We start from the raw sequence: 14,352 nt of genomic DNA on the forward strand, positions 1-14,352 counted from the left end.
CCTTATCTTGTCATCTCGTTAGAGTCCGTGGACTCCACCGGAGTCTTCGACCTGCAGACCGTTACCCTTTCACTTGTCATCCTGCAGCCCGTCTGCGGGATGCAGGATCTCTCGGGGACTCGCCTACACCACGCACAGTAAAAGGTCACGTCCTCCGCCTATCCTACCAGAGCGCCAACCCCACCCCCATCTTAACCGGCGAAGACAAACTCCCCAGCTACAGCAACTACTTCCTGTCCAAGGATAGCTGCAAGTGGCGATCCCGTGTGGGCCACTATCGCACCGTCACCGCCAAAGACGTCTGGCCGGGAATCGACGTCCAGTACCGCATCCATATCAATATGAATATGAATGCCAATTCCGTAGGGGCACACAGCAGTGTGCCCGTCGGTGTGCCCGTCGGTGCGCCCGTCGGCATCGAAACCGTCTACCACCTTCACCCCGGTGCCGATCCCAATCAGATCCAGCTCCGCTACGAAGGCCAGGACACCCCCATCGCCGTAGATGCAAACGGCAGTTTGCTCTTGTCCACGTCGCTGGGTACAGTCAAGGAACAAGCCCCCTTTGCCTATCAGAACATTAACCACACCCAGACCGAAATCCCCTGCCGCTATGAACTGACCGCTGAGGATGGTTACCAGTTTGTGTTAGGGCCATACGATGCGACAAATGAGGTAGTGATTGATCCGGAACTTATCTACAGTACCTTTTGGGGCACGGGGGGATTTGATAACCCGGGCGTGGTGACGTTGGATTCTGCGGAGTGCCCGATTGTGGCTGGTAGCACCGAGTCGCACAACTTTCCTACGACGCCGGGAGTCTATGAAGACCACTGGGTCGGCCAGAACGGATTCGTCACCAAATTCAGTCCCGGCGGAGACTCGCTGCGCTTTTCCACGTATTGTGGCGGAGCCTTTAAGGTGACGCTATCTTTGGACACAGATCAATCGTTGGTGCTGGTCGGCAGCGAAGTATGGAACAATTGGCCGGTGACCGCCAACGGCTTTGACACCACATTGGGCGGTAACAGCGATATTGGGCTGGCAGCATTGTCTGCTGATGGCGGTCAGCTTCTTTGGGGATCATATTGGGGGGGCAGTAGCAGAGAAGATAATGCGGTGAGCAGTCTTGGCCCGGACGGAATCCTCTACATTACCGCGCTGTCCCAGTCTCAGGACTTTCCGCTAACGGAGAATGCGCTCTATACGACGCCACATGGAAGCGATGCGTCCATATTGGCGGCTTTCGATCTGCATCAAATGCAGGTGTTGTTTTCGTCGTATTTTCCCGTTAACTATCCCATCCCCTTTGCACAGCCCGGCGGTGCGGTCTGGCTTTGCGGGCAGAGTGATTCATCGGGTCTGCCGGTCACGCCCGATGCTCTCTTTCCTGGATTCGTCGCGCAGACACCACCTTTCTTTGCGCGTCTCCGTATGCGGCCTCCGACGGTTGAATATGCCTCATACTTCGGCAACCAAATCCCGCGAAGCGGCGATCAAGTTTACCAGGTTCAGGCGTTGGACAGTTCTCATGTCTTGCTGGCTGGCGTCTCTTGGGCAGCCGCTCCCGGTTTTGCCATGCCAAGCGGGGGGTATCAGTCGGCTCCTGATTCCCAATTCGACGCCTTTGTGATCGAGGTTGCCTTGCCTTCAACACTAATCGCAGGAACTTTTTTGGGAGGCTCAGGCATGGAAGGCGGACCGTCAATTGCCGCGGCTGCGGACAGGTCCGTCCTCATAACCGGATGCACACGCAGCGCCAACTTCCCGCTTTCGCCAGACGCTTACCAGCGCACGTACCACCCCGGCGAGTATGAAGCCGCGCTTGATTTGTATGTCGCACGGTTATCTGCGGATTTGTCAACGCTCCTCTATAGTACATATCTCAGTGGCAGCAATGGCGATGAACCGTGCTATGAACAAAGCATAGCCCTGCATGATTTGCGACATGTCTGGTTCGCAGGCGCAACATGGTCGCCAGATTTTCCCACCACGCCGAATGCTCTCATGCCCGGTCCACGCGAAGGGGATTATACGTGGCTGGCCTGCTTCGATCTGCACGACTCAGCGGATGCCGCACCGCCGTCCTTCATCCTTCCGCCTTCATCCTTCAGCCTTTCCTGCTTCCCCAATCCCTTCAACCCCACCACCACGCTTTCCTTCACGCTGCCCGCATCCTCCGAGGTGACGCTGGAGGTGTTTGATGTGCTGGGGCGCAGCGTCTATCAGCAAAACTTGGGACGAATGACTGCCGGAGAGCATCAGCACCGCTTTGATGCTACGACCCTGTCCTCGGGCATCTACTTTGCCAAACTGCAATCTGGAGAATCATCCCAAATTCGCAAACTGGTGTTGCTGCGTTAACCCGCTGCACTCTAACCGCCCATTCGGCGGTTGTCGGAGGGGCGGATCTCAGACCCGCCCGCACAAAAAACACACTCGCCGAAACCCCGCTCGGCCTCCCTTTTCCTATTTCCATTTCAAATTTCCCATTTCGCAATTCCTAATTCCCTATTTTCCAACTCCACCTCAATTTGACTTCCGGTACAAATGTTCATATATTACCAAACGCCTTTCCCCATCCCCCGAAAATCTTAATACGCGGCAGATGCATGATTTACGCAATTTGCGCCTCTAAAAATAACCGCACTAACAACAAAATCAATAAGTAACCCAGTTCGTTTGGTAAAAAATATTTTCGCGCGCCTTTTTTTCGCACCATGAGTCAAGTCCAATAGCCTTCTTCATTTCAGCCTTTTCAGAGGGCCTTTCTTTCATCCTTCATCCTTCATCCCTCATCCTTTCTTATGAATATCGGTATCATCGGCCCCGCGCGGTCCGGCAAAACCACCACGTTTCACCTGCTCACCGGCACCATCCCCAAGCCGGAAGATGCCTTCAAGCATGAAGTCCAGCACGGCGTTACGCACGTGCCCGATGCCCGCGTGGACAAGCTCTCCGAAATGTCCAGCTCCAAAAAGAGCATCTATGTCACCGTCGAGTATGTGGACACTCCTGCCCTCGAAGCCGGAGCATCCAAGACCGACTGGTTCCGCGCCGCCATGGACGGCGGCATCAAGACCACCGATGCCTTGCTGCTCGTCGTGCGGGCCTTCGGCGCCGAGGACCAGCCCGGCGGCGTTAATCCGCTGCGGGACATCATCGCCGTGCAGGATGAACTTGTCCTCGCCGACATGATCATTCTCGAGAACCGCCTCGAACGCTTGCAGAAACAGCGCCGCGTCAAAGCCCCGCTGCCCGAAGAGAAGGCCGAATTGGACCTGCTCACCAAGGCCCATGCTCACCTCGGTGAAGGCAAACCTCTACGGATTCTCGAACTCGAGCACAATGAGCAGAAGGCTCTGCGCGGCTTTCAGTTTCTCTCCGAAAAACCGCTGCTGGCCGTGGTCAATGCCGCCGAAGACATGCTCGCGTCCACCGATCTCCACAAGCTGGGCGACGACCTCAAACACTATCACATTCAGGTCATCGCTCTCTCCGCCGCCCTCGAAGGAGACATCGCCCGCCTGCCCCGCGATGAGCAGGAAGCCTTCATGTCCGATCTCGGCGTCACCGAACTCGCCCGCGACCGCGTGCTCCGTGCCAGCTTCGATCTGCTCGGCCTGCAGAGCTTCCTCACCACCGGTGACAAAGAGTCCCGCGCCTGGCCGATCCACAAGGGCGACACCGCGCAGGAAGCCGCCGGAGTGATTCATACCGACCTCGCAAAGGGTTTCATACGGGCCGAAGTCGTCCACTTCGATGACTTCGTACGGGAAGGGGGTTACCCCGGCTGCAAGGCCAAGGGCCTGCTACGGCTCGAAGGCAAGGAGTACCCGGTGAAAGACGGCGACATCCTCGTGATCAGGCACAGCGGTTAGCAGACGTTACAGCGACCTCTCGCACAAAACCCGGCCCTATGGCCGGGTTTTTCGTTGTTTGCCCTTCCACTCGCACACCGCTCTCGCACGCGCCCCTCTCAGCGCATCGTCTTTGAAGCACGTTTCCCCTTCGCAGCGCCCTTGCAGAATCCCGCGCGCTACCGCTCCGTGGTATGCGATTTGCAAAGTCTGGAGCGGATCAATTGCAGGATGCCAATGACGTTTGATAACGGAAACGGATCGACGGCCCCATGAACTCGCGCGTTCCAAACCTGCTGATGAACAACAGTCTCATCAGTCAGGAACAGTATCTGCTTTTCAAATCCCGGCAGAAGGACTCCGGCAACTCGGTCGTCACGGAGCTGTGCAAGCTCGGCGTGATCACGGAGGAGCAGATCGCGTCTTTTCTGGCGAGCTACTATGATTTGCAGAGAATGGACCTTGAAGGCGTCGAGGTTCCCGAGGTCGTGCGCAAACTGCTCTCGCCCGAGTTCGTCCAGAAATATCAGGCGCTGCCCGTCAAACGCACGGGCAAGATTCTGCAGGTCGCGCTGGTGGATCCGAGCATTGATTTCGTCGTTGAGGACATAAAGTTCATCACGGGCTTTAACGTTCAGCCGGTCGTCGTCACCGAGACGCAATTCCTTCGCGCCATCGAGATGTACTACCACATGGGCGGGACGCTGGACAAGATCCTCAAGGACATCGGCGATGATGTTGGGGCGGAGATCGTGCCCGACCGGCAGGAAACGGAAGCGGACAAACTCAAGGAAGAGATCGAAGCCGCGCCGGTGGTCAAACTGCTGGACGGCATCATCGCCGACGCCGTGCAGAAGGGCGCGTCGGATATTCATATCGAGCCCTACGAGACCCAGCTTCGCATCCGCTTCCGTGTGGACGGCATGCTGACCGAGGTCATGTCGCCGCCGCTGCACATGCGCAACGCGATCATTTCCCGCGCCAAGATCATGGCTAACCTCAACATCGCGGAGCGCCGCGTGCCGCAGGATGGCCATATCAAGATGAAACTCTCAGACCGCACCATCGACCTCCGTGTCTCCACGCTGCCCACGCTGTTCGGAGAGAAAGTCGTGATGCGTATTCTGGATAAGAGCAACCTGACCCTCGATCTCTCGACCTTCGGATTCGAAGAGCATGCCCTGGAAGATTTCGCGCGGGCCATCCGCCTGCCGTACGGCATGATTCTCGTCACGGGTCCCACGGGATCGGGCAAGACCACCACACTGTACAGCGTGCTGGCCAAGCTGAATACGCCGACGGTAAACACAATGAGCGCGGAAGACCCGGTGGAGTACAACTTCTCCGGATTGAATCAGGTGCTGGTGCGCGACGAAGTGGGCTTGACCTTCTCAGCGGCGTTGAAAGCGTTCTTGCGGCAGGACCCGGACATCATCATGATCGGCGAAATCCGTGATCTGGAGACAGGCTCGATTGCGGTACGCGCGGCGCTCACCGGGCACTTGGTGCTCTCAACGCTGCACACGAACTCGGCCTGCGCGACCATTTCACGACTGACGGATATGGGAATCGAGCGATTCCTTGTGTCGTCGTCGCTGTCTTTGATTGTAGCCCAGCGGCTCATCCGGAAGATCTGCACCAAGTGCAAGGCTCCGGTCGAGGTGCATCCCGAGGCGCTGACGGAGGCAGGAATCGATCCCGAGCAGGCGCGCGGGAAGATATTCTATCGAGGAGCCGGATGCATCGAATGCAACAACTCCGGCTACCGCGGACGATCAGGTATTTATGAAGTGATGCCGATCACGCCCAAGCTGCGCACCATGATTCTCGACGGGAAGCCGCCTGCGGAATTGGAGGCGGCGGCGGTCAGCGAAGGTATGCTGACACTGCGGACCGGAGCCATCAAAAAATTTGAGCGAGGCATAACCACCATTGAAGAAGTTCTCCGCGTGACAGGAGACACATGACAGGATTCGTGCCATGAGAAGCCGACTTTCACTCTGCCTGAACGATCTGACCCTCGACGAGATTTTGCATCTCGAAGAGGAGTTGGATCGCCGCAAGGAAAAATACCGCCGCAACTATGCGGTGCTCTCGGTGCAGGCCGACCGTGTGGTCCTGCAGGCGGAGCACGCGCCGGATCTCGGGTTGTTCGCGCGGGAAATGCGCCGCTATATATCGGCGAGCGCGGCGGCGGGCGGCGGCACCTTGCTCGCCTATTCACCGGAGGTCAGCGTTCTGCTGTTCAATTCGGTGCAGGGATCGAGCCGCACCTGTGGAGCATTGCTCAGCGGGCTGCCGGAGTTTAATGGGCGCTTCGGACTCCAGACCATGCGCATCGGCGTGAAGCTGGGGCTGGCATCGGGGGTGGATATCCTTGCGGCGGGATCTCTGCGCTGTGTGCGCGCTTCGGGGCTGGTGCGGCGCGCCAATCAGGCGGCGTGGCGGAGCGCGGCCAACAGCCTGCTGATGGACGAGAACAGCTATCAGGAGTGGCCGGACAAGTTCTCGGCGGTGCCGGCGCCGTTTGACATTGACGGCCAGCACATTTACCGGCTGATTCCGGGCTCGCTGGGGATGAACAACAGCAAGTGGGATAATGAGCCGATTCTGCGATTTCTGAAGCGCGTCACCGATGCCGGCATCCTGACTCTGAAATATGACATGGAGCGGGTGCCGGACTCGACGCCGGGAGAAGAGGCGCTGCAGTTGGTCATCGAGGGATATGATGCACAGCATGACATCAACCTCGTCCTGACGGAGCGAATCGTCGCCGCGGAGTTTGCGGACAGAATGGACGTGGTTAAGCGAATGCTGAGTTCGACGGGATTGGCGCTGGTTCGCCACGAGCTGATCGCCAACTCAGGGGTGTAAGAGCGCGAATACTATCAAGGAGCATGGAATGAGTCTCGACATACGAACCTTGCTGCGCGAGCTGATCGACGCCCACGGCAGCGACCTGCACATTACGGTGAACAGCGCGCCGCGCATCCGCGTCGACCAGCAGATTGTGGCGCTCAAATACGAACCGCTCTCCCCGGAGCAATGCAAGGCCCTGGCCTACAGCATTCTGACGGACAAGCAGCAGAAGCGGCTGGAGATGGATTTCGAAGTGGACTTTGCCTTCGGCGTGGACGGGCTGTCCCGTTTCAGAGGCAACGTCTTCTTTCAGCGGGGCTCCCTGACGACCGTTATCCGCGCGATCCCCTTCAAGATTCCGACCATCGAGCAGCTCAAGCTGCCCAAAATCTGCCAAGCCTTTCCGATGAAGCCCAAGGGGCTGGTGCTGGTGACGGGGCCGACGGGTTCGGGCAAGTCCACCACGCTGGCGGCGATCATCGACCGCATCAACTCCGAACGGCCGGTGCATATCATCACTATCGAAGATCCGGTGGAGTACATCCACGCGCACAAGCAGGCGATTGTCAACCAGCGTGAAGTCGGCGCGGACACGAAGAGTTTTGCCACGGCCCTCAAATACGTGTTGCGGCAGGACCCCGACGTGATCATGGTCGGTGAAATGCGCGACCTTGAAACCATTCAGGCGGCGCTTACCGCCGCGGAAACCGGCCACTTGGTGTTCGCGACGCTGCACACCAACTCAGCCACGGAGTCCGTCAACCGCATTATTGACGTGTTTCCGCCGCACCAGCAGGGACAGGTGCGCGCGCAGCTTGCCATGACGCTGGAGGCGGTGATGACGCAGAAGCTGCTTCCCAAGAAGGCGGGCAACGGTGTGACCATGGCCGCAGAGGTCATGGTATGCACACCGGCGATCCGGGCGCTGATCCGGGAGAACAAAGTCCACGAAATGTACGGCGTGCTTCAGGTTTCGCAGAAATACGGTATGCTGACGTTGAACATGTCGCTGCACGATCTGGTGACGAATGGCCAGGTGTCGGTGGAGCGCGCGCTCAACGTTTCGAACCTTCCGGAAGAACTGGAGCGGATGTGCGGAATGGCGCGGCCCAATCCGGGAGACCGGGCGCGCAATTTGGCCGGTCGAATGGACAGATAAGAAAGCGAGAGGGATACCATGCCGGTCTTCGTATATAACGGTCGCACACAGGGCGCAAAATCCGTCGCGGGCGAGATCGACGCGAAAGATAAGCAGGACGCCATTGCCAAGCTGCGGCAGCGAAAGATTGTCGTTGCCGACGTGCGCAACAAGCCCAAGGATCTGGCCATGGGTGGCATGGCCAAGAGTGTCGGCGTGAAGGATCTGAAGATCTTTGCCCGGCTTTTCGGCACCATGGTGAATGCCGGTCTGCCCATTGATATGTGCTTGCAGATTCTGGTGGATCAGACCAAGAACAAGACGTTCCGCAAGGCTATTGCGGACGTGCACAATTCCGTTTCCGGTGGTACGTCGCTGGCGGAAGCTATGGCCAAGCAGAAGAAAGTCTTCGACAATCTATTTGTGCACATGGTGGCCGCAGGCGAAGCCGGCGGCGCGTTGGCCATGGTCTTTCAGCGGCTGGCGGTCTATCTTGAAAAGGCCGACGCCCTCGCGCGCAAGGTGAAGGGCGCGATGATTTATCCGGCGGTGATTGCCTGTGTGGCCTCGGGAGCAACGATCTTCATGCTCATCAAGGTCATTCCGGTGTTCGCCAAGATGTTCGCGGACCTGGGCGCCGAGCTGCCCGGACCGACAAAGTTCGTGCTCGCGCTGTCCCTTGTCGTGCGCAAGACATTTCTCCCCGGCCTGGGCGTGATGATTATCGGGTTCTTCATGTTTAAGCGCTGGCGCAAGACAGATTCGGGAAAGCTGGCCGTGGACAAGTTTCTGTTCAAGTCCCCCGTGATCGGCAAGGTCATTCAGAAGACGGCGATTGCCCGTTTCAGCCGGACATTGGGTGTGCTGATTTCCTCGGGCGTGCCGATTCTGCACGGATTGGACATTACCGCCAAGACGGCGGGCAATATGGTGGTGCAGAACGCGATCGACAAGGTGCGGCGTTCGATTTCAGAAGGTAAGAATATCACCTCACCGCTCGGAGAATCGGGAGTATTTCCGCCGATGGTTGTGCAGCTTGTGGCCGTGGGCGAGCAGACCGGACGTCTGGCGGAGATGCTGGGCAAGATCGCCGACTTCTATGATGAAGAGGTGGACGCTGCCGTGTCGGCGATGACGGCCTTGATCGAGCCGGTGGTGATCGTGCTGATGGGCGGCGTGATCGGCGGCCTGCTCGTGTCCATGTATTTGCCGATGTTCGATATGATTGGCGCGATTAAGTAATCGGTATGCGCATCACCTTCGGAACACGGGAGAATTTCTCCACCTTTCTTGCGGCACGGCTCGTGTTTGCGACCGTGCTGCTGGGAGTCGGCGGGCTGTTCCGCACAGAAGCGGACAGCGCCTGGCCTTATTGGGGATTGTTCTTTGCCAATACCACGCTGAGTCTCGGCTGCTGGGAATGGTTTCACCGGCGGCCGCCGGCCAAGGCTCAAAGCTGGTTTGCGCTGACCGGGGCGGTCGTGCTGGACACCCTGATTCTGAGGTATACCGGGGGCGCGCGCAGCGAATTTGTCTTCCTCTATTTCTTTTCCATCGGCTCGGCGGGGCTGTTGACAGGATTACCGGGAAGCTTATGGACGGCGGCGCTCTCGTCGGCGGGTATTGTCTGGCTGTATTATGGGCTGTCGACACAGTTCATGGCGGAGCACAGTCTGAATGCGTTCATCTATGCGGTGAACTTCCTGCTGACGGCGGTGCTCTCCTCTTATGTGTTCGAGAAGCTGCGGGATCGTGAACGGACGCACCAGCGCACACTGGGCGAACTGGAACGGACACGGCTCGACACGCAGGCGATTCTGGATTCTCTGGGCACGGGCGTAGTCGTACTGGACAGCGAGGACAAAACCCTGTACGTGAACCCGGCCAGTCTCTCTGTCCTGGGGCTTGACGCCACAACATCGGCTCCTGACGTCGAACCGGTGTTTGCGGCGGATGTTCCTGTGGGGAAGGCCTATCGCGATTGCTGTTTGCAACTGGATGATGGGGGGAAGGCAGAGGAAGAGCTGCTTCTTCCCGCCAGCAAAAAGCCCGTGGGGATCTCGGTGTCGGCTCTCATGACGGCAGACGGGCAGCGACGCGGCCATATTGTACTGCTCAGCGACCTGAGCCGGATGAAAGAGGCGGAGCGGCTGGAGCGTGACCGGGAGCGGCTGGCGGACATCGGCAAGCTCTCGCAGGATTTGGCGCACGAAATCCGCAATCCACTGGCGACGGTGCGTGGCTGCGTGGAGGTGATCAAGCTCTCGGAGAAGGAACCGGGCGAGATGAGCCCGTACCTGGAACTGGCGCTGCGGGAATCGGACCGGCTGAACGGACTTTTGCGGGACTTTCTGGTCTTCTCACACATGGAGCCGCCGCGCAAGCAAAAGGGAGATCTGAGGGCATTCGTTCAGGCACGGATGCACGATGCCGGCCCGGGGATCGTGGCCAGAGATATGCTGGGGCGCGACCTTCCGGCGGAGTTCGACGGCGATCAGTTGACGCTGGTGGTGGAGACGGTTCTGCTTACTCTGGCGGAGTGGGCGGAGGGGAAGGGAGAGATCCGGATTGAAGAGGGCGAGCTTCGCGGACGAAGCGTGCGCTTCACTCTGTGTGACAAAAGCATTACCGCTGCGGCCCGCGAGGCGGCCTTCCGGCCCTTCTCGGAATCGCATCGGTTATCGAATGGGCTTGCGCTTCCAACGGCCATGCGCGCAGTTCACGCGCATGGCGGCAAGCTCACATTGCACAGCGAGCCGGGAGTTGGGACCTGGTTCGAATTAGCCATATAAGTCACCATGGCCAAAGAAAAGATCCTCATCGTGGACGATGAGCGCAGTATGGGCGAGTTTCTCACCCTGCTGCTGAGCAAGGATGGCTACCGGGTACGGGCTACGACCTCCGGGCGAGATGCGCTGACGCAGCTCGAGGAGGAGTCCTACAATATGCTGATCACCGATCTGCGGATGCCGGAAATGAACGGCATCGATCTGGTGCGGGAGGCACGACACCGGTATCCGGAACTCGGCGTGGTGGTCATGACCGCCTTTGCATCGCTGGACTCGGCGGTGGAGGCACTGCGGCTGGGCGCCGCGGATTACATCACCAAGCCGTTCCAGGTGGAGGAGATCCGCTCGGTGGTGGAAAAGGCGTTGGATGCTATCGCGCTGCGCAAGGAAAACCGGAAACTGAAGGCGAAACTGCTGGAAGAAGGCGGTGTTCCGCGGCTGATCGGCGGCTCTCCGGAGATGCGCGCGCTGATGGATCTGATTCACCGCGTCGCTCCGTCGGACTCTACGGTGCTGATTACGGGAGAGTCCGGCACGGGCAAAGAGGTGGTGGCGCAGGTGATACATCAACTCTCGGAGCGATCTCTCGGTGAATTCGTCACCGTGAATTGCGGCGCGCTGCCGGATACGCTGCTGGAAAGCGAACTCTTCGGGCACGTGCGTGGGAGCTTTACCGGCGCGGTGCGGGATAAAGAAGGGCTCTTCAAGGTGGCCAACGGCGGGACGCTATTCCTCGATGAAGTGGGAGATATGTCTCCGGCGCTGCAGGTCAAACTGCTGCGAGCGCTGCAGGAACGGGAGATTCTGCCTCTGGGTGCGACGCGTCCGGTGAAGATCGACGCGCGGGTGATCGCCGCGACCAACGCCGATCTGGAGGAGAAGCAGCGCACAGGGGAATTTCGCGCGGATCTGTTCTACCGGCTATCGGTGATTCCGATCCATATTAAGCCGCTGCGGGAGCGACGGGATGATATTCTGGAATTGACGGACCACTTTCTTGACCGCGCGTGCCGGCGGCACGGGTTGACACGCAAGACGCTCTCCGAAGAGGCGCGGCGGCTGTTCATCAGTTACGGATGGCCGGGAAATGTGCGGGAGCTGGAGAACACCATTGAACGGGCGGTAATCCTCTCCGAGGAGATGGTATTGGAAGCATCGATCCTGCCGGGGAAGATCCAATCGGCGCAGAGCGGCAGTTATGCCGGCAACGGTGACGGGGGTCACGGGACACTTGAGGATGTGGAACGAGCCTATTTGCTGCGGGTGCTCGAGGAGACCGGCTGGCAGAAGAAGAGAGCGTCGGAGATTCTGGGTATTGACCCATCGACCATTTACCGGAAACTGCAACGGTACGGGATTGATGTGCCGAAGTAGTCGGGAAACGGCGACGGGAGGTTTATCTGCACGCGGCGAGATGCATGACACGTTGCAAAATGCCCGCGCGAATCGCAGGGGAAAGGCGGATCAGCAGAGCGTGAGGGAGAGCTAAGTGTTGAACGACGGTGAGATTAGGCGGCGACGGCAGGGACTGGCACAAGCCTTGCCAATGTAAATAACAGAACGCGAAACCAACCAGTAACACAATAGACCATTCGGAGGAATCATGTTGAAAGCCATTCGCAGCAAGAACGCCCGCAGAGGTTTTACCCTGATCGAATTGTTGGTCGTGATCGTGATCATCGGTATTCTGGCCGCCGTTGCCGTTCCGCGCTTCATGGGTGCGCAGGACCGTGCGCGTGTCGGTGCCGCCCGTGCGGACCTTGACCAGTATCGTCAGGCCCTCGGAATGTACGAAATCGACTATGCGGACTATCCGGCTGCCATGACCCAGGCGAACGCCCCGACGGTGCTCGTGGATCCGCAGGGAAATCCGTACATGTCGCTGCCTTCGGGAGCGAACTTCGCGGCCTTTACGTACACGTATAACGGTGGCGCGACCCCGACGACCTATTCGATTCAGGTGACGGCGCTGGACAACGCAGCGTCGGTGCTGACGGCGACACCGGACGGCGTGGCGCAGTAACGACGCGCCTCCATCATGGGCCGCGCACAGGCGCGGAGATGATATAACAAACAGTAGGGTTCAAGCCAGAGAGCCTCCGGAAAACGTCCGGAGGCTCTTGTGCGTTTGGACAGGGCAGGAAGGCACCGCACTGTGCGGCAATTTGCGCCGTGCACTCTGCACGCGGTTGCGAGGCGGCAACGGAGTACACCCCCCTCGTCCCTGCAATTGATTGCAGAGTTTGACGTTGCGAATCCCGATTGCATATGGCACACGCCTTGCAAAACGTTGCACTGACAGGTCCTCATTCCACTAAAGCAGCCGGGTGTCCATGTCAGACGTCAAGATCCTGATCGTAGAAGATGAACAGGACTATCGTGACTTCCTTAAGCATCATCTTGAGGAGCACGATTACCAGGTGGTCACCGCCGGTGACGGCACGGCGGCGCTGGATGCGTTCACTGAAGAGGAGTTCGATCTGGTGTTTCTCGATCATCGTCTTCCGAATAAGGACGGGGTTGAGATTCTGGTGCAGATGAAGACGGTGAACCGTGAGACGCCGATTGTGATGATGACGGCCTATGGCTTTGTGCACAGCGCGGTTCAGGCCATCAAGTCGGGTGCGTTCGATTACGTGGCGAAAGAAGATTTGACGCCCGAGATGATCGACATGACCATCGCCAAGGCCCTGGAGCGTCAACGTTTGCGGCTCGAGAATGCGCGGCTGCGGCAGGAGGTCGGTGATCGCTACTCCTTCGATAATGTCGTGGGAAAATCGCAAGTGATGCGTGACATTTTTCAGAAGGTGGAGCGGATCGGGCCGTTCAACAGCACGGTGTTGATTACGGGGGAATCCGGGACGGGCAAGGAAGTTGTGGCACGGCTGGTGCATCTACGCAGCCGGGTGCGGAACAGCCCCTTCATAACCATCAATTGCGCGGCGATTCCGGAGACGCTGCTGGAGTCCGAACTGTTCGGCTACGCAAAGGGCGCGTTCAGCGGCGCGGTTCGCACGAAGAAGGGATTGTTCGAGGAGGCCAACGGGGGGACGCTGCTTTTAGATGAGATCGGCGAACTGCCGCTTTCCTTGCAGGTGAAGCTGCTGCGCGTTCTGCAGGAAGGCAAAATGCGGCGGCTGGGGGACACGAACGAAATCACTGTAGATGTGCGGATCATCGCCGCCACATCGCGGGTGCTGGCAACGGAAGTACGGGCGGGGCGGTTCCGGGAGGATCTCTTCTACCGGTTGAACATTATCCCCATTGTGATGCCGCCACTGCGCGAGCGCGCGGAGGACATTCCACTGCTGGTACACCATTTTCTGAAGAAATTGAATCGCGGGCCGGACACGGTGGACGTTTCGCCGGACGCGATGCAGCTCTTGGTGAAGTACGCGTGGCCGGGCAATGTGCGCGAACTTCAGAACATTATTGAACGGGCGGTTGTGCTGTGCGATTCAAACACAATCACCGCGGATTCCTTACCGCAGGAAGTGAAGCGGGCCTCCGAGGATTTCCACGTGGATATTCCGGATGAACGGCTCAGCATCAAGCAGGCTCTGGCCGAGTTGGTTCCGCGCATCGAGCAGGAACTGATTGCGAGGGCGCTGAAGCTGACGAACAATAACCGCACCCGCGCGGCGAAATTGCTGGAAATTTCGCACCGGTCCCTGCTGTACAAGCTCAAAGAATACAACTGCTCATAA

The 14,352-nt window shown here is 58.6% G+C and carries 10 protein-coding genes; all 10 read left to right on the top strand.

All coding sequences use genetic code 11. The features are described 5' to 3' along the window. Positions 1-266 precede the first annotated feature (266 nt). The 10 genes from VGL38_12505 (at position 267) to VGL38_12550 (ending at position 14,352) form a co-directional block, all read left to right on the top strand. Positions 267-2,363: a T9SS type A sorting domain-containing protein gene (locus VGL38_12505; protein ID HEY3296241.1), complete on the top strand. Its 2,097-nt coding sequence runs from the start codon at positions 267-269 to the stop codon at positions 2,361-2,363. A 443-nt stretch (positions 2,364-2,806) separates the two neighbouring features. Further along, positions 2,807-3,880, top strand: coding sequence for a DUF933 domain-containing protein (locus tag VGL38_12510; protein ID HEY3296242.1), 1,074 nt, complete (start codon positions 2,807-2,809; stop codon positions 3,878-3,880). A 251-nt stretch (positions 3,881-4,131) separates the two neighbouring features. Continuing rightward, positions 4,132-5,826 carry a type IV-A pilus assembly ATPase PilB gene (pilB, locus tag VGL38_12515; GenBank protein ID HEY3296243.1) on the top strand — a complete coding sequence of 565 codons (1,695 nt, stop codon included), beginning with the start codon at positions 4,132-4,134 and terminating at the stop codon, positions 5,824-5,826. A gap of 13 nt (positions 5,827-5,839) precedes the next feature. Beyond that, the gene (locus VGL38_12520; GenBank protein HEY3296244.1) at positions 5,840-6,733 is read left to right on the top strand and encodes a hypothetical protein; all 894 of its coding nucleotides are present in this window, start codon (positions 5,840-5,842) and stop codon (positions 6,731-6,733) included. 28 nt (positions 6,734-6,761) lie between these two features. Continuing rightward, a complete protein-coding gene (locus VGL38_12525; GenBank protein ID HEY3296245.1) occupies positions 6,762-7,877 on the top strand; it encodes a type IV pilus twitching motility protein PilT in 1,116 nt (371 codons plus the stop codon). An 18-nt stretch (positions 7,878-7,895) separates the two neighbouring features. After that, on the top strand, positions 7,896-9,098 hold the full coding sequence (locus VGL38_12530) for a type II secretion system F family protein (protein ID HEY3296246.1): 1,203 nt from the start codon (positions 7,896-7,898) through the stop codon (positions 9,096-9,098). A 5-nt stretch (positions 9,099-9,103) separates the two neighbouring features. Then, entirely contained in the window at positions 9,104-10,648 is a 1,545-nt protein-coding gene (locus VGL38_12535) for a histidine kinase dimerization/phospho-acceptor domain-containing protein (GenBank protein HEY3296247.1), read from the top strand. A 6-nt stretch (positions 10,649-10,654) separates the two neighbouring features. Then, a complete protein-coding gene (locus VGL38_12540) occupies positions 10,655-12,019 on the top strand; it encodes a sigma-54 dependent transcriptional regulator (GenBank protein ID HEY3296248.1) in 1,365 nt (454 codons plus the stop codon). Between the two features lie 229 nt (positions 12,020-12,248). Further along, on the top strand, positions 12,249-12,668 hold the full coding sequence (locus VGL38_12545; GenBank protein ID HEY3296249.1) for a prepilin-type N-terminal cleavage/methylation domain-containing protein: 420 nt from the start codon (positions 12,249-12,251) through the stop codon (positions 12,666-12,668). Between the two features lie 310 nt (positions 12,669-12,978). Continuing rightward, positions 12,979-14,352, top strand: a complete 1,374-nt coding sequence (locus VGL38_12550) for a sigma-54 dependent transcriptional regulator (protein ID HEY3296250.1) — start codon at positions 12,979-12,981, stop codon at positions 14,350-14,352.

Source organism: bacterium, from assembly GCA_036504735.1.
Lineage (GTDB): Bacteria > Electryoneota > RPQS01 > RPQS01 > RPQS01 > DASXUQ01.